We start from the raw sequence: 15,948 nt of genomic DNA, 5'->3' as shown, positions 1-15,948 counted from the left end.
TGTCTTTTTTGGGAATAATAAATTGGGAAAGGAGTGGGGCCGATGAATAGTCAGGAGAGCAGCTACCGGGAATGGTCCATGAGCGGGGGCTGGAAATGGATCGACCTGAGCATTGAAGACTGGAACGAGCCTTTGGTTAGCGAGCTTGAACAGAAGTATCCGCTTACAGAGGAATGGATTAAGGAGATTCCCAAAGTGGAGACGAGTTACTTGTCCGTAAGATTTCCAGAGGGGGAGAGACCTATGATCTTTGGGTCGCTGCTGTACTCTGTGAAGGTGGAGATCGATACCTCCAGATCATGCAACAAGTTCCACTTCTTCCTGAGTGATGATCTGTTTATAACGATCAATTTGGATGAACATACCCGTAGCATCATGACAACCGAGGAAAGAATCAGGTTATTAAATTCATGTACCCATCCTAGAGACGGATTATTTATTTTAGTAAGGAGCATCCTCCATTATTTCCACGCCGGTATGGATAACTTTGAAGCCAATCTGCGAAGAGTCGAAGACATTATGAGAAAGTCGAACCAAAAGCATATCATGGACCGGATTCTCAATGCGCGTTTTGAGCTTTTGTACTGGCACAATCTGTTTATCTCATTCCAGGAGCTGCTCACAGCGGCAAGGGAAGCTTATCTGGAAGAAGTGGACAGCAGTGTTTATTTCAAAAGATATGTTTACCGGGTGGAGCGGGCGGATAAGCTGTTTCTTCATTATGAGAAGGAAATTGATACCCTGATCTCGATTGATGATGCCATTTCGGCTTTTCGCGGGAACGAAATTAGCAAGACCTTAACGATCATTGCTTCAATATTCACACCTGCCACCGTAATCGGGGCGATATGGGGAATGAATTTTGATTACTTGCCTTGGATCAAGACAGGGGTATGGGGATTTGTCCTGATCAGCGGTTTGATTGCCCTAAGCACGATTGGCCTATGGATATGGCTTAAGGCCAAGGGCTGGACCGGGGATTTGCTTGAGGTAGAGGAGGAAGATGCCAATTTGTAAAAGGGTTGATGAATATACATAAGAAAAGGGAGTACGGACGGTGTTGTACACCGGGCTGTACTCCCTTTTAGCTGAACAGCTGTAATAAAAGATCATTGTTTCGGGTCGTTCTCAAGGCCCTTTTCTTTATCCTCTGTCGTGCTGTTCATTTCGTCCATTTCCTTGCCCAGCCGTTTCAGGTCTTCCATATCATTGACCATCGAACCATTCTCGGCCTCGTCGATATCCTTGTGCTTGGGTGCATTTCCAAAGGCTGGGTCCAAAATTTGATCGCGGGTATATTTCTCCTGTTCATCCTTGGGACTAGAACTCATGGCATACTGCTCCTTTCAAATTGGACTATAGAGCTATTATTTCTTATAGGCATCCATGTAATGCTGAATATTGGCCAGAAATTCGCCAATGAGCGGCATAGACACGAAGAAGCTGGTGATCCATCCAAATAAAGCGAGAACGAGAGCGGTCCCGATGGTTAAACCGAGCCCTCTGGCCAAGCCGGATGTGAAGTTGGAGATCAGCCGTTTCTTCGGAGAGGTATAATTTTCTATTATATCCTTGAAATCAGATCTCTCCAGGGCATCGGCGATATCGTCTAAACGGGAATTCAACCGTTTGACTTCATGCCTGAGCTCGAATGGATGGTCTTTGGTGTCGTACTGTTTCAGTTCTCCCATATGTAGTCTCACGCCCTTTCCGCTTAAAAGTGGGGATAAGAAATAGCCAGCTGAAGAAGGCTGGCTATTTTACAAGGTCATCAGCGAATGATTAGTAAGACGCGCTTGTTTTGTTTTGAACCTCTTTGGCGGTTTCTTGGGAAGCCTTGCGAATGTCCTTGGACAGCTCGCTTGAAGTGTCCTTGGCTTCACTTGCTACTTCATCTGCGGAATTTTTGGCATCCTCGGTTACATTGGAAGCGGCTTGTTTCATTTCGTCGCCTACCATGGAAGAAGCTGTCTTCACACTCGATACCAGGGTGCTTGCACTTGAGCCAACGGTTTGTGCAAGATCTGTGGTTTTGTTGGTTACACTTTTGGCAAGATCTGTTGCCTTCTCAGCGACTACAGAAGCAACATCCTTGGATTTATCACATACTGTGCCCCATTTTTCTGACAGGTCACTGCGCATCTCGCGGCCTGTTTTTGGAGCGTAGAGCAATGCTGCAGCTGCGCCGAGAAGTCCGCCGATGATCAGCCCTTTGGTGAATGTCGAACCGCTTTGTACCGGATATTCTGTTTCTGCTTTATTCATTCTAATCACTCCTTAATGGATTTATGTTATACAGTCCGGAGCCCTTTAGGGGGACCGAGTCTGTATCCTGAAGAGTCCTTCGTTTAAGGCTCAGAAGCCTGGCGGGGGTTCCGCCAAGACAGCTGCCCCGAAAGGACCTGGGTCCTGATATCTGATGTATGTTCAGCTTACTTTGTATATAAACTACATCCAATTCCCTGAAACAAATAAACCGGGGTTTACAGGTGCCCCGTCATGACGAAAATTGGATAGGATAAGGATGATGGCGATACAAGACGTTTCTATAATATACTGTATAAGTTGGAAATGAAGAGGCCCACATGACAAAGGGAGAGATAGAGATGAAAGAGGTCACGCTTGTTAAGGAATTTCGGTCAGATATTCTGGAATGTGCCCATAGTGGTCATATCAGCATAGTTAATGAACAAGGGGAAGTTGTCTTTTCCGCGGGAGACCCTGAGTATAGAGCCTTCACCCGGTCTTCGGCTAAGCCCTTCCAAGCCATCCCTGCCGTTCGGGCAGGCATTATAGAACATTATCATTTATCCAAAGAAGAGGTGGCCGTCATGGTGTCCTCCCACCGTTCGCGGGAGGAGCACGTCCGGACACTTGAACGGTTCAGCCAAAAAATAGACATAACCGAGCATTGCCTCGTGTGTGAGTCAAGCCTTCCGCTGGATGAGTCAGCCAAAGAAGAGCTGCTGCGCGATAACGGACAGCGGCGGAGGTTATACCATAATTGCTCTGGTAAGCATTTCGGCGTGCTGGCGTACTGCAAAATGCAGGGTTATCCGCTTCAAGGCTATGAGGAGCCGGCACACCCTGTCCAGCAGGAGATTCTGACCACATTGGCTGCCTTTACAGAGATGAGACGCGAAGAGATCGGCCTTGGGACAGACGGCTGCGGCTTCCCGGTGTTCGCCCTGCCGCTCTCATCACTGGCTAAAGGATATCTAAAGCTGGCATGCCCGGATCTGATCGCAGACGAAGCTACACGTGAGGCGGTTGTAAAAATCACAGAGGCGATGAATGCGCACCCCAATCTGGTCGGGGGGCTTGACCGGGTCGATTCTGTGCTGCTGCACGATACCAATATTGTTACGAAGGGCGGATTCAAGGGGGTGTTCTGCCTCAGCCTGAAGAAGGAAAGGCTCGGTATTGCCCTTAAAATTCTGGATGGCTCTGAAGAGGAATGGGGGCTTGTGGTGCTGCGTATGCTGGAGCAGCTGAACTATGACAATCCGGCCACAATGGATAGGCTGAGAGCCGCTTACCGCCCGGAAATTTATAACGACGCCGGGAAGAAAGTTGGTCATGCTGAAGCTGTTTTCGAACTTAAACCGGTCCAATAATAACGTTTGTTCTCGGAGTCTTTAGAACACAAACCGAAATCCTAAACAAAATGAGAGGCCGCCTTCTGGGACGGCCTCTTTCTGCGTGATCCCGCACTTTTGGGCACTCGGAAAACAGGGCAGGTCCTATGATTAAGGCTTTGGGCTTACGGGTAAGGATTAAACAAGATAGAGCAAGTGATTCCTTTTCCATAGATAAGGTCTTGATAAGATTACGGAGGTCGATAACTATGATTAAAGTGATAACTTCGGATCAGCGCCACACGTCAGATCATGGGTGGATACACAGTGAATTCAGCTTCTCCTTCTCCGACTACGAGGACCCAAGCAACGCTCATTTCGGTTGCCTGTTGGCCCACAATGAGAATATTCTCAAGCCGAAGATGGGCTTCAAGCGGCATCCGCACCATGATCTGGAAATTGTTAGCTATGTGGTGTCCGGCACACTGAGCCACAGCGACAGTCTGGGGAACACGCATAAGCTTAAAGCCGGACATGTGCAGGTGATGAGTGCAGGCACAGGCGTGGAGCATGAGGAGAGAAACCCCTCTGACTGGGAGGATGTACACTTTATCCAGATGTGGTTTCTGCCGGATCAAAAAGGGGAGGCGCCAGCCTGGAAGGCCCATGATTTCACGAAGGAGGATCAGCTTAATAAGCTGCTCCCAGTAGTATCAGGGAACGGGTTGGAAGGCAGCCTTCCGATCAACCAGGAGGTTAACGTGTATCTGTCTACCTTGGAAACGGGCCGTGAAGTCAGCTTGCCTCACCGGAATGAACGCAGGACACATGTGTTTCTGATTGAAGGGAATGCGGACTTAACCTGCGGGGACGAGGAGCTATCCCTGCGGCCGGGGGATTGCACGCGGATCAAGAAGAGCTGTGATATTGTGTTTCGTGGAACCGGAAGTGACAAGCCGGCGGAACTGCTAATTGTAGATATGCCATAGGGATCACCGCTGTTAAATTTAAGAAACTAGGCAGGAATCGCGATAACGGCACTAAAGTCTAAATCTATACATTCCAAAATCAAAGAGTCCGATCCTGCAAGCTTCAGGGCTTGCAGGATCGGACTCTATTCGCATGTTCAGTGAAGGCGTCAGCCTCTCAGGTTCCCAAGCTCAGATGCCAGGGCTTCGACCTCTGAGATGCTAAGGCGCTCCTTACTCATAACGATCTCATAGACCTCATAGATATCGTCATATCGGTCGGTGGAGAAAGCGGAGGCTTGCATGGCGGCGCCTGTGGCCATTCTCAATTTATTTTTGATCGCTTCAATCATATATTCGACATTTTCTTGTGTCTTCTGAGTTAAATCCAAACCTCTCATCCTCTCGGGTTGCATAATACGGGTATTGTATCATTTTTGCGGCAGGGAGAGAAGATGAGGTACAATAAAGCCGTTGGTTAATACAGCGATTCATGTGCAATCAGAAGAAAATACAGTGAGGGGGTCCTGGAAGTTGGGATCAAAATCAGGCAGACGCCGGATCGTGGCTGAAGCGGTCGACCGGGGAAAAGGGGTCGATGCAGCTGGGTTGACCCCGTTCTTTAGGGATATCCGAAGGCGGCATCCGCTGGAGAGCCTTACCTTCCTATGCATTGGCACAGACTGCTCTTCGGGGGATGCGCTCGGCCCCTTGGTCGGGACCAGGCTGTTATATCTTGGGTTCCCCCATGTTATAGGCACGCTTGCGCATCCGTGTGATTCATCGAATTTTGCGGAACGGGTGCGGCAAATTCCAGAGGGTCATGCTGTAATAGCCATTGATGCCTGCCTGGGGACTCCATCCTCAGTGGGACGCTATATTCTAGGCGCAGGGCCGCTCACACCAGCGGAGTCCGTGGGTGGAGGTCTGGCTGCCGCGGGAGACTACAGTATAGCAGCTGTCGTGAATGTCAGAGGGCTTAGGCCATACTCCTCCCTCCAGATGACATCGCTGCACAGGGTTATGAATATGGTTGATGAGATTGCCGGTGCGGCCGCAGATGCGTTTGGCATGCCCGTATAGCATGGTTCAGACCGGGTGCTTTTAGCTTAATAATAAGAATATCCATACTACATATAAGGGAAAGAAGGAATATATAATGGACAAAGCTACTATAAACGGTACAGTCATTGCCTATGATGATCGTGGTGAAGGGGATGTGCTGGTTCTGCTCCATGGGTTCTGCGGGAGCTCCGCCTACTTTGAACGAATCGTGCCTGATCTCAGCAAGGAATTTCGTGTGATAACCCCGGATTTGAGAGGCCATGGCCTGTCCGATGCTCCGATGGGTGCATATACTATCGAGCAGATGGCCGACGATATTAATGGGCTCTTGGATACACTTGGGGTTAGCCAATATACACTGATTGGCCACTCTCTTGGCGGATATGTCACCCTTTCGCTGGTTCAGCGTTATGCCTCACAACTGAAAGGTTTTGGTCTTCTGCATTCTACCGGATACCCGGACAGCGAGGAAGCAAAGGAGAAGAGGCTGAAAGCCGTATCAACCATTCAGGCTGAAGGAATCACCACCTTTGTTGACGGGCTGGTACCTGGTTTGTTTGCGAAGGATAATCTGGAGAAGCTTGCTTCTGAAGTGACGAGAGTGAAGGAGATCGGGTACCGGACACCTCCGCAAGGAGCCGCGGGAGTGGCAATGGCTATGCGTGAGCGGCCGGACCGCACGGATGTGATGTCCGCAGCAGCTTTGCCGTTGCTGTTGATTGCAGGCGAGAATGATGCCGTCATTCCGGCTGAGAAGACATTTACCGCTAAAGGCAGCCATGTGACAGAGGCGGTTATTCCGGGGGCAGGGCACATGAGCATGTATGAGGCTCCAGAGAAGCTTACCGAAGTGATTACTGCCTTCATGAAGCAGCTTTAATTGCTGACCATAGACGCTTGATACGCTTAGCATTTGGGACTGCGTATTGGAACATGTCTCCATCGAACCCGACTTTGAAAATATTATGATTGACGTGGCGATCGTTCGTGTCCATCAGCATGGAGCGGGTGCAAAAGGGGAGACCTTAAGCAAGCCATTGGGCGATCCAGAGGGGGGTAACAACCAAAATTCATGCGGTTGCTGACGCCCTCGGCAACCCGCTTCGTTTTGTGCTGAACGGAGGTCAAAGCCACGACTTGGCAGCCGGATACGAATGGTTAAAAGTCAGTTGGACGTAACCCAAAAGCAAGTGCTGGCCGACCGGCCCTACGACATCAACTGGATACGTCAATTAGAGGAACAAGCTGCAATTTCCGCCATTCCAAGTAAGAAAAACCGCCGAGAAATTCATTTTAGAGGTAAAGAATGAACAAACAATTAAGTAGAGATGAATTGATTATTCTCGTAAGAAAAATTATGAATTGTGAAGGAACAGAGCACGAAATAGATGAGATGATGAATTTGCTTGTCAGAAATGTTCCGGATCCAAATGTCTCAAATTTAATATTCTGGAGTGATATAGAATATAGTCCAGAAGAGATAGTTGATAAAGCAATGAGCTACAAACCTATTATTTTGTAAAGAGAATTGCCGGGGGTCCCAGGGCCCCTGGCTTTATTTATGTCATGAACCCGGCGAGTAAACTGGCAATCTTCATGAAAATCACTTACAATTTCAATCATAAATCGCCAGGGGGGCGTGCACCGGGAATAGAGGAGGGATGCGGATGTTAAGGAAAGATTATCTGCTTCGAATGGTCGAGGAGATGTTGGAGGCTGTAGCCACCGTGCTGGGAGCAAGACAGCAGAAGAAGCATACGGAGGCGCTGTGGCAGTTGGATGAACAGTTTAAGCGGCACTTCCGGCTCAGCAGTGATATGCTGAATACGCTGTCCACCCGTGATCTTATCGAGCTGTTCCGCACCGGCGGCGTGGTTGAAGTGGACAAGCTTCAGAGTGCAGCGAGACTCATGAAGGAAGAAGGTCTCATATATCTGGATAACCGGCAGGAAGAAGCGGGAATTATCCGTTCCATCAAATCTCTCCATTTGTTCCTGTATGCCGCTTTGAATGGAGCAGACCGTTCACTGTGGGATCTGGATACGCAGGTCCGGGAGCTTCAGACAATGTTGAAGGGCTATGTGCTTCCATTAGAAACGGAGTCTCTGCTGTTTGAATATGAAGAGAACCAGGGACGTTATGATTTGGCCGAGAATTCGTTATACCGGCTGCTTGAACAGAGAGCCATAACCCCAGCCCAAGCCGAACAATTCTATGATCGTCTGCTCGCGTTAAACCCACAGCAGCTTGAAGAGGGCGGACTGCCGGCAACTGAGATCGAGGAAGGCAGGGCAGGGTTGAGACGGTATCAGGTTTGAGCAGCTGAAGACATAAATGATTACGGAAAGAGAGCTGTCAATACAAATGGATGCTTTACGCAAACTAATACATCAAATCGCTGAGAATGCTTCATTAATTACCGCAACGCTTAGCCAGCGGCGCAAAGCCGGGGAAGTGGCCTATACCAAGGTGGTCATCAAGCCGGTTGAACTGAAGAAGGCCCTACACTACCAACTCGCATTCTATTATGAGAACAAGGTGACCCACGAGAACATCCCGGCTGTAGAACTTGAGGAGCGGGTTATGGACATGTTCGGGGAGACCTTTCGTCAGGGACTGATCTGTACGGAAGAGGCAGATTACCAGGTGCTGATCAGCAAGAAATTTAAGGTGTCCATTCTGACCAAGTCTCCGACGAAGAAGAGCACTTCACTGACGCATAACCGGAAGAAGCAGTATATTCTGGAGGAAGGCCAGCCTGTACCTTTTCTGGTCGAGCTTGGGATTATGAATGACGAAGGAAAGGTTCTTGCGAGAAAGTACGACAAGTTCAAGCAGATTAACCGCTTCCTAGAGATGGTTCAGGATGTCACCGCCCATCTGCCGGAAGACCGGCCGCTCACGATCGTGGATTTTGGATGCGGCAAATCATATCTGACTTTTGCTCTTTACCATTACCTGTCCATCGAGCGGCGCAGAACCTTAAATGTGGTTGGACTTGATCTTAAAGCGGATGTGATTGCACACTGCAGTGCGCTTGCGACCCGTCTGGGTTATTCGAACCTGCGCTTCCTGGTTGGCGATATCGCCGAATACGATGAGTTGTCCCAGGTGGACATGGTGGTCACGCTGCATGCCTGTGATACCGCTACGGATGCGGCCTTGGAAAAGGCGGTCCGCTGGAATGCCTCCGTAATTCTATCCGTTCCATGCTGCCAGCATGAGCTGTTCGCCCAAGTGGATGCACCCGTAATGAACCCGCTGTTGTCCCACGGAATCTTGAAGGAACGCTTCTCGGCGTTAGCTACGGACGCGATCCGGGCGAAGCTTCTGGATATTATGGGATACAAGACGCAGCTGCTGGAGTTTATTGATATGGAGCATACGCCCAAAAATATTTTAATCCGCGCGGTGAAGGGTTCCTCCGGCAGCTTGCCGAAGCTGTGGGCTGAATATACCGCTTTCCGGGATTTCCTTCACGCGGAGCCATACCTGGAGAACGCCTGCCGTGACCTGCTTCCGGCAGAGGCAGGAGAGGCTTAAGCGAGCTTAAGGCATTTAGTCCGGTTGCTGGTGGGAACGAATTTGCATTTTAGAAATCTTATAAAAACAAGCTTGTGCAAACAAGTGAAGTAAGACAATGCTGTGTAAGAAGTTTGGGATGTCTGATCGTTAAAAGCTGGTCTTTTCCTGTGGGGCAGAAAGGCGTTTTCACCTCACGGGAGCTGGTCTGCTTTGAATTACCGGCAGCATCCGTAAGTTTATTAAGCAGCGTTTCATCTAGTAAATGATAGGGCGAGATATCGTTTTCTAAAGCGATTGCCCTCGCCTTTAAGTTTGCGGGAGTTATAGAAAGTCAACACTGGGAACAGGGTTGGCTTTTTTTGTTGCTCATTAATAAGGCATGAAGCCATGTCTAATAAGCTTAACGGTGTTCAGACTATTTTTAGGTGGAGGATGTACCATGGAAGATAGAGCGAGCAGGCTTGCTGCCTGGCTTGCCGTATTGCTTACAGTATCCTGCTTTTTCACCGGATTCTATGAGGGGAGGGGCATGTATCCGTTCATGGCTGGGGGGTTCGCAGCAGCCGCGGCGGCGGTCATCTGGAGGGTGCTGAGAACCTGGAGGTCCGGCAGGAAGACAAGGCAATCAGTTGGTGATCTTGATGCATCGGATCAAAAGAACCTGCTGGACTCCCGGCTTCTGCATGCCAGCGGGCCGTCACTGTCCGCGGAATATCTTGCGCATTGGACTGGCAGGAAGACAGAGCAATCAGCTGGCGAACTTGATGCATCAGATCAAAAGAACCTGCTGCGCTCACCGTTTCTGTATGCCATCCCGGCGTTTGTCCTGTCCGCCTTGTATCTCGCGCATCTCCCGGCTTCGCCGCTGTCCATGCAGGACACGCTGGACCAGGCGCTGCGCTGGGCCTTCTGCGGTGTGGTCACCGCAGCGCTTGCCGCCGCNCGCAGGTGGGGCCGTGCTGCTTGCGCTGGCCGGCGGCACAGCCCGGCGGCAGCTGCTGCTTCAGACCGCCGCCATCCTGGCCGGCGGTCTGTGGCTGTACCGCCAGCTGGCCGAAGCGGATCTGGCCCCGGAGCCGGGGTCAGGGCTGCTGCAGCTGGCGGGCACTGGCGCGGCCGTGCTGGGCCTGTCCAGCATGGCCTTCCGTGCCGGGGCGCCGGAGGGACGGCGCCTGCACCGCTGCGCGGTGGCCTTGGCCTGCGCAGGCTGGGCGGCGTGGGCTGTGCTGCCGTCTCAGATTATGACGGCCGGGTCGGGTGAGCTTGTCCTTCGTACGGGGACAAGCACGGTATCGGCGCGTCTGTTGATGTACCGCGACGCGCTGTGGCAGATTGGAACGAACCCCTGGTGGGGCGGGGGAGGCGGGGTATGGAGATCTGTGTACAGGAGCATACAGACAGAGCCTTATGTAGGTGCGCAGGTACACAGCGGTTACCTGGATATGCTGCTTAACCTGGGAATTCCGGGACTGCTTGTTTTGGTCCTGTGGTTTACCATAGTGGGATTCCTCCTGCTGAAACGGAGAAGCCTTTTGCTTGCCCCATACTTGGTGCTCGTTCTCCATGCGGGAGTGGACTTTGACATGAGCTACGGCCTGATTTGGCTTCTTCTCCTGTGGCTTGGAGTGCTCGGGCTGGCGGAGATGGGCGCTGTGCAGGGGCGTCCTTGGAAAACAGCAGGAAAAGAGAGGACGATCCGCCTGACGAACTTCTCTAAGCTCAGGAAGGCAGTTGTATCTAACCAGGGATACAATAAGTCTCTTCGGCATTTTTCCTGGTTTAGACGAAACAACCAATCAGGGAGCGGAAGCCAGGCGGATCTTGAACGTTTTTTTCCCAGTTTGCCGCCTACCCGTTTAGCACTTGCCCTTGGGACATACATGTCTTCCCAGCCATGTCCAGCCTTGCGTTCAATATGGAACACCTGGATTAAGCGGGTGTTCGGTGGGTCAGTGCCAGCTGCGAAAGCTGCCCGCAGGGGGGGAGGGAGCAGCAGGGACATACATGGCCTGTTCCGGGGAATAACAGCCCTGACCATAGCAGGTGTTCTTGCTTTTATGAGCCTGGTCAGCCTGCGCATGCTGGCCGGTGATCGGCTGGCTGCGGAAGCAGCGGTGCTTTTGTCCAGGGGAAAGGCTCAGCAGGCAAGGGTGCTCTTCGAGAAGGCCCTTGATCTGAATCCCTACCGGACAGGGCCAAGAATTGCTCTTGCGGCTGAACTGCCTCCTCTGTCAGCAGAGCATATTCTTCGGCGCGGGATACGCTTTAGCCCGCAGATGAGTGAGCTCTGGTGGGAACTGGCCAAGGCCCAGTTCAAGCTGGGCAGGCCCGAGGCGGCGAAGGCTGCCGAGTTAGCGGTCAGACTGGACCGCTATCACAGCCGCCGGATCACAGCCGCTCTCCACGAGCTCGGCAGGCTTGGCCTGCGTTTAAGCCAGGCCGGAAGAATGAAAGAGTCCCGCACCGCCGTGCTGACGGGACTCCGGCTGTATGACGGCTTCCGCAAGGCGGCGGAATGGGCAGCCGGGAAGGGAATTCGCAATGACCGTAAATTTACGGTCACAGACGAGGCCCGGCGTGAGGCTGAACGCCTTTGGGGTTTGCTGGGCTTCCCCTTCCCGCCATACGTAGCTTTCAGCGGACGGAGCTAGCTATCACATAATTTATATAGATGCACATGCAGCTCAATTGGCAGCCCAGCTGGCCCCGTACATTTGCGGCATTTACCAAGGCAGCGTTTGGGGAAACGCTCTAACGATTTCCCTCGGGGTAATGTTCTGGGCCGGATACCCCTGTTCTTTTCGAATGAAGGGTTACAGGATTACCTCAGATACGGGGGAATGGAACTTGCCGTGCAGGAGGGTGTCGTATTCAGATCTTATATGGGGGGGGATTACCGGATCTGCGGGTACGTTAAAAGTCAGGAGATATTTTCCTCCCCAAGATGTTAGACTTTTTCCAGGGTTTGCGAGCACCTGCATTGTCTTTCAGCTCTTGCTGCCTCGGAGAGCCCTTGGCTGCTTCGGACAGCAAGCTCTAACCTCCGAAGGCATCCCTGAATGCCTCTGAGAGCTTAGCGCGGTCAACTTCCCAGAGCTCTGCAAGCTCTCCGCTGACCGCCTCATCCCACCAGTCCGAGAGGACTTTGCGGTTGCTGCTGTTCTCATGGATCCAGAGGAGGTTGCCGATGACCTTCCGGTAATAGAGGTCTTCGCCCTCCTTAACTTTGCCTTCGGGTATATAAACTTTCATCCGTTTTACCGTGCGGTACAGTTCTTTGCTGCAGCCGCGCCGGATCCTCCGCGGGGAAGGCAGAGAGGATTTGTGTTTGTCCTGGAATGCGGGCATCATACCAACTCCTTTTCCAATCAGCATATGCGCCCGGAATTCCCGTGGATACTTCAGCCATTCATAAAGTAGAATGCATGTACCACGCTATGATAGAATAGACTTCAAATAGAAATTATGGAGAGAGTGGGTCGAGAGTGGAAATCCTATCTAATGTAATTGGGCAATTATTTGAATTGATCCGGGGCCTTGGTTATTTCGGAATTGTGCTGGGATTGGCTTTAGAAGTTATCCCCAGCGAGATTGTTCTGGCCTACGGCGGTTTTTTAGTCTACAAAGGTGATCTTAACTTCTATTGGGCCGTATTCTTCGGTACGGTCGGGGCACTGGTCCAGCAGTGGATTCTGTATGCGATCGGCCGCTTCGGCGGGCGTCCCTTCCTTGACAAATTCGGTAAATACATCAAGATTAAACCACATCATATGGATATAGCGGAGAACTGGTTCAACAAGTATGGGTCGGGAATTGTCTTTACTGCCCGGTTTGTCCCAGTGATGCGGCAGGTCATCTCCATTCCTGCGGGAATTGCGAAGATGTCGCTGCTCCGCTTCTCCCTGTTGACGGTGCTTGCATCTATTCCGTGGTCTTTTCTGTTCGTATATTTGGGCAGAGCTCTCGGCAATCAATGGGAGCACATTCATGAGAAGGCCGCTCCGTACGTCACGCCATTCCTGCTCGTGGCTCTTGCCATTCTCATTGTATATGTCCTTTATAAATGGTACAGTTCGAAGAAAAAGAAAGGGGCATCCGTATGAGCACGAAGACAAATGTAAGCTACAAATTTCGTACAGGCTTAACCCCGAAACAGTTCATGGACAGCATGACACGCAACCAGGAAGCTTTCCAATCTGGGTATGAGCAGTTTCAGTGGGCAAGCGATGAGGATCGTGAGTTTTTTGAAAGTCTGAACCATCGGGATGATATTCGGGTACTGATTCTGGCTGCGGACTGGTGCGGCGACGTGGTTCGCAATATTCCTGTTGTATTCCGGGCTCTTGAAGTATCCGGGTTCCCGGTTGAGGTGCTGATCCTGGAAGACAATCTGGATTTGATGGATCAATTCCTGACGATGGGCGGCCGATCTGTTCCGATCGTCATCTTCGCGGATACAGGTGGCCATGTGCTTGGCCAGTGGGGCCCCCGTCCTAAGCATGTGCAGGAGGTTATGGTGCGCTTCAAGCAGGAGAATCCGGACCGGGAGGCTCCAGACTATGAAGAGAAGCTGGCTGAGACCCGCAAGCTGTTGATTGAGAAATACGGAGAAGGGAACGAGGTGCACGCCGTGATTATTTCCGAGCTGCGTGACCTGATTTCAGGACTGTAAACCATGCTGAAAATTGAAACTTTTGCACTTGGACCGCTTCAGACCAATGCCTACCTGATTCGGGGGGATGAGGAAGGCAAGGCGATTATTATTGATCCCGGAATGAATCCTGCTGCCTTGATCCGGCGGATCGAGCATCTTGAGATCGAAGCCATTCTGCTTACTCATGCCCATTTTGATCACATTGGCGGGGTTGACGAAATCCGCAAAATGAAAAAATGCCCCGTGTACGTGCATCCTTTGGAGGCAGAATGGCTGACAAGTCCCAAGCTTAACGGCTCACTGCTCTGGACTGAGGTGAGCGGGCCTTATGCCACCGATCCGGCTGAGTACGACTTGGCCGAAGGGCAGAAGCTGCAATTTGTGGGACATGAATTTACTGTGTACCACACTCCCGGCCATTCTCCGGGCAGTGTGAGTTTCCTGTGTGGTCAGGACTTGTTCTCAGGAGATGTCTTGTTCAAAATGAGTGTAGGGCGCACTGACCTGCCTGGCGGACGGGAGCGTGATCTGTACGATTCGATCCGAAGCAAATTGTTCCGTATGCCGGACGAAGTGAAGGTGTACCCAGGTCATGGTCCCAAAACGTCCATTGGATATGAGAAAGCAAACAACCCGTACGTTTCCTAGTTTTCATAGGGAGAGATGACAAGAAACGCTTTCATTTGTCAAATTTGGGTAAAAACTATGGACAAACTGAACACTCTTTGTTAGAATGTATATTAATTGAATGTTATTACTTACGCGAAGCACGCAAGCTGTGGATTATCCCGGTTTGCGTTCTTTTTTTTGTCCTTTTTTAGATGAGATCAATAATGGGGGATTCTGGCATGGAATTTTTGAGATCGCGTTCATTGGATTCTGGCAGGGGGAACAAGGTTGTACGGAAGGATCGCGGCTTGGAGGAACGAGAAGAGTCCTCCGATAGTCTCTTTCCTGGATGGAGGCACATTAAGCGGAATGGGGCTGGAGTTCATGAGCCTTGGCACAAGAAACTTGAGCAGCACCGGAACTCCACCAGCTGATACATCAGGTTTCATAAAATTGTCCGACAACTTTCTCCCTTTTTCGTGGACATTCCTATTGATTTTTAGTAGGATATTAGAATAGCACGAACAACATATGGGGGAGGTAGACGATGCTGCGTTTAGGAGAGAGAATTGTTATCGTCGCGGACGCCTTTGAGCAGAATCTTCCTATTGGAGGATACGGCTACATTATTGCTTACGATCGTAACCCGGACAATGCTTTTGATTATGTCGTCCGTTCTCCGAAGACTAACCGGAACTATTTTGTTCCGTCAAGTGATATCGAATCTGAAGAAGTCCTGATTCAGCAGGAAGTGGATCGCGTTGAACGCGAAGCGCTGATCGATTTTGCTCTAAGCACACATAATGAGCAGCTCTTTTTTCAGGTGATGAACGGAGAGTCGGAACAGTCGAAAGAAGATGAGGGAGCAGTACAGGAAGCTATGTCTCAGGCGGAATTTATCAAGCAAGTGAATTTACGTGCCTGGATTTAATTAGGAAGGGTCGGCGGATGCCGGCTCTTTTTTTGTTGTGAAAAGAAAGAGGCTGTCCCAATGAAACCAAGAGAGTCTGGAGAAAGGACATCTTTGGGAAACTTCTAGTCTGCCGGACACCCCATTTTAGGCTGCAGGTTCGGGCGGGTATCCTCTAAGCGGGCAAGAAACAGGATTATGGACTGGATCTTTGGCTGCCCAATTGAATTATGGGCTTATCTACAATATAATTATACGGATTATAGGAATAGGCGAAGATCCGCCCTACTGGGCTTAAGCTGATCATAAATCATTTTAGGAGGGAACGACCGAAATGAGTATTACGACCAAAGACGTGGAACATGTGGCCAGGCTGGCAAGATTGAATCTGACTCCAGAGGAGAAAGAGACTTTTACGGATCAGCTCAGCGCTATTTTACAATATGCGGAGAAATTGAATGAACTGGACACGGATGGCGTGGAGCCTACCACTCACGTTCTGCATTTGAGCAATGTGATGCGGGATGATGTTGTGAAAGAGAGCCTGCCTGCGGAGAAGGTATTCCTAAATGCGCCGGATGAGGAAGATGGGCAGTTCAAAGTGCCGGCTGTGCTTGAATAAGACGAATTGAAGGGAGG

Annotated in this window: 21 protein-coding genes; 16 read left to right on the top strand and 5 right to left on the bottom strand. The window is 50.7% G+C overall.

Annotated elements, in window-relative coordinates; all coding sequences use genetic code 11:
* Window positions 1-42: 42 nt before the first annotated feature.
* Complete coding sequence (locus BN6628_RS20665) at window positions 43-1,017, top strand: magnesium transporter CorA family protein (RefSeq protein WP_068620200.1); 975 nt, start codon at window positions 43-45, stop codon at window positions 1,015-1,017.
* 92 nt (window positions 1,018-1,109) lie between these two features.
* Here BN6628_RS20665 and BN6628_RS26975 read toward each other — a convergent pair whose 3' ends face one another.
* The 3 genes from BN6628_RS26975 to BN6628_RS20650 all read right to left on the bottom strand — a co-directional run bounded on the left by BN6628_RS26975 (window position 1,110) and on the right by BN6628_RS20650 (window position 2,265).
* On the bottom strand, window positions 1,110-1,331 hold the full coding sequence (locus BN6628_RS26975; RefSeq protein WP_068620199.1) for a hypothetical protein: 222 nt from the start codon (window positions 1,329-1,331) through the stop codon (window positions 1,110-1,112).
* Window positions 1,332-1,367: 36 nt separating this feature from the next.
* Complete coding sequence (locus tag BN6628_RS20655) at window positions 1,368-1,691, bottom strand: DUF5665 domain-containing protein (protein ID WP_068620198.1); 324 nt, start codon at window positions 1,689-1,691, stop codon at window positions 1,368-1,370.
* 91 nt (window positions 1,692-1,782) lie between these two features.
* Complete coding sequence (locus BN6628_RS20650) at window positions 1,783-2,265, bottom strand: YtxH domain-containing protein (RefSeq protein ID WP_068620197.1); 483 nt, start codon at window positions 2,263-2,265, stop codon at window positions 1,783-1,785.
* A 341-nt stretch (window positions 2,266-2,606) separates the two neighbouring features.
* On the opposite strand from BN6628_RS20650, the gene BN6628_RS20645 reads away from it, so the two are divergent.
* Window positions 2,607-3,617: an asparaginase gene (locus BN6628_RS20645; protein ID WP_068622502.1), complete on the top strand. Its 1,011-nt coding sequence runs from the start codon at window positions 2,607-2,609 to the stop codon at window positions 3,615-3,617.
* 230 nt (window positions 3,618-3,847) lie between these two features.
* Complete coding sequence (locus BN6628_RS20640) at window positions 3,848-4,567, top strand: pirin family protein (RefSeq protein ID WP_068620196.1); 720 nt, start codon at window positions 3,848-3,850, stop codon at window positions 4,565-4,567.
* A 149-nt stretch (window positions 4,568-4,716) separates the two neighbouring features.
* Here BN6628_RS20640 and BN6628_RS20635 read toward each other — a convergent pair whose 3' ends face one another.
* Window positions 4,717-4,938 carry a DUF1128 domain-containing protein gene (locus tag BN6628_RS20635; RefSeq protein ID WP_068620195.1) on the bottom strand — a complete coding sequence of 74 codons (222 nt, stop codon included), beginning with the start codon at window positions 4,936-4,938 and terminating at the stop codon, window positions 4,717-4,719.
* 142 nt (window positions 4,939-5,080) lie between these two features.
* Between BN6628_RS20635 and yyaC the strand changes: the two genes are divergently transcribed.
* The 7 genes from yyaC to BN6628_RS20595 all read left to right on the top strand — a co-directional run bounded on the left by yyaC (window position 5,081) and on the right by BN6628_RS20595 (window position 11,787).
* Window positions 5,081-5,629 carry a spore protease YyaC gene (gene yyaC, locus BN6628_RS20630; protein ID WP_068620194.1) on the top strand — a complete coding sequence of 183 codons (549 nt, stop codon included), beginning with the start codon at window positions 5,081-5,083 and terminating at the stop codon, window positions 5,627-5,629.
* A gap of 76 nt (window positions 5,630-5,705) precedes the next feature.
* Entirely contained in the window at window positions 5,706-6,491 is a 786-nt protein-coding gene (locus BN6628_RS20625) for an alpha/beta fold hydrolase (protein ID WP_068620193.1), read from the top strand.
* A gap of 274 nt (window positions 6,492-6,765) precedes the next feature.
* Window positions 6,766-6,921 (top strand): hypothetical protein, encoded by a 156-nt coding sequence (locus BN6628_RS26210; protein ID WP_157692495.1) that lies wholly within the window; start codon window positions 6,766-6,768, stop codon window positions 6,919-6,921.
* Window positions 6,918-7,133, top strand: a complete 216-nt coding sequence (locus BN6628_RS20615) for a bacteriocin immunity protein (RefSeq protein WP_068620192.1) — start codon at window positions 6,918-6,920, stop codon at window positions 7,131-7,133. The genes BN6628_RS26210 and BN6628_RS20615 overlap by 4 nt, the downstream gene beginning before the upstream one ends.
* 145 nt (window positions 7,134-7,278) lie before the next feature.
* Complete coding sequence (locus tag BN6628_RS20610) at window positions 7,279-7,929, top strand: DUF6483 family protein (protein WP_068620191.1); 651 nt, start codon at window positions 7,279-7,281, stop codon at window positions 7,927-7,929.
* Window positions 7,930-7,975: 46 nt separating this feature from the next.
* Window positions 7,976-9,154: a class I SAM-dependent methyltransferase gene (locus BN6628_RS20605; RefSeq protein ID WP_068620190.1), complete on the top strand. Its 1,179-nt coding sequence runs from the start codon at window positions 7,976-7,978 to the stop codon at window positions 9,152-9,154.
* Window positions 9,155-10,092: 938 nt separating this feature from the next.
* Complete coding sequence (locus BN6628_RS20595; RefSeq protein ID WP_157692492.1) at window positions 10,093-11,787, top strand: O-antigen ligase family protein; 1,695 nt, start codon at window positions 10,093-10,095, stop codon at window positions 11,785-11,787.
* 385 nt (window positions 11,788-12,172) lie between these two features.
* Here BN6628_RS20595 and BN6628_RS20590 read toward each other — a convergent pair whose 3' ends face one another.
* The gene (locus BN6628_RS20590; RefSeq protein WP_392397650.1) at window positions 12,173-12,511 is read right to left on the bottom strand and encodes a dehydrogenase; all 339 of its coding nucleotides are present in this window, start codon (window positions 12,509-12,511) and stop codon (window positions 12,173-12,175) included.
* 110 nt (window positions 12,512-12,621) lie between these two features.
* On the opposite strand from BN6628_RS20590, the gene BN6628_RS20585 reads away from it, so the two are divergent.
* The 6 genes from BN6628_RS20585 (at window position 12,622) to gatC (ending at window position 15,931) form a co-directional block, all read left to right on the top strand.
* Window positions 12,622-13,239, top strand: a complete 618-nt coding sequence (locus BN6628_RS20585; protein WP_068620186.1) for an undecaprenyl phosphate transporter UptA — start codon at window positions 12,622-12,624, stop codon at window positions 13,237-13,239.
* Window positions 13,236-13,808: a thioredoxin family protein gene (locus tag BN6628_RS20580; RefSeq protein WP_068620185.1), complete on the top strand. Its 573-nt coding sequence runs from the start codon at window positions 13,236-13,238 to the stop codon at window positions 13,806-13,808. The genes BN6628_RS20585 and BN6628_RS20580 overlap by 4 nt, the downstream gene beginning before the upstream one ends.
* Window positions 13,809-13,811: 3 nt before the next feature.
* Window positions 13,812-14,438 carry an MBL fold metallo-hydrolase gene (locus BN6628_RS20575; protein ID WP_068620184.1) on the top strand — a complete coding sequence of 209 codons (627 nt, stop codon included), beginning with the start codon at window positions 13,812-13,814 and terminating at the stop codon, window positions 14,436-14,438.
* A 200-nt stretch (window positions 14,439-14,638) separates the two neighbouring features.
* Window positions 14,639-14,833: a hypothetical protein gene (locus BN6628_RS26200; protein ID WP_148449299.1), complete on the top strand. Its 195-nt coding sequence runs from the start codon at window positions 14,639-14,641 to the stop codon at window positions 14,831-14,833.
* A 113-nt stretch (window positions 14,834-14,946) separates the two neighbouring features.
* On the top strand, window positions 14,947-15,330 hold the full coding sequence (locus BN6628_RS20565; RefSeq protein ID WP_068620182.1) for an ATPase: 384 nt from the start codon (window positions 14,947-14,949) through the stop codon (window positions 15,328-15,330).
* A 313-nt stretch (window positions 15,331-15,643) separates the two neighbouring features.
* Entirely contained in the window at window positions 15,644-15,931 is a 288-nt protein-coding gene (gene gatC / locus BN6628_RS20560; RefSeq protein ID WP_068620181.1) for an Asp-tRNA(Asn)/Glu-tRNA(Gln) amidotransferase subunit GatC, read from the top strand.
* Window positions 15,932-15,948: the final 17 nt, after the last annotated feature.

Source organism: Paenibacillus tuaregi, assembly GCF_900086655.1.
Taxonomy (GTDB): domain Bacteria; phylum Bacillota; class Bacilli; order Paenibacillales; family Paenibacillaceae; genus Fontibacillus; species Fontibacillus tuaregi.
Note: the sequence above shows the minus strand (reverse complement) of the source record. Positions and strands in the feature narration are given on the sequence as shown.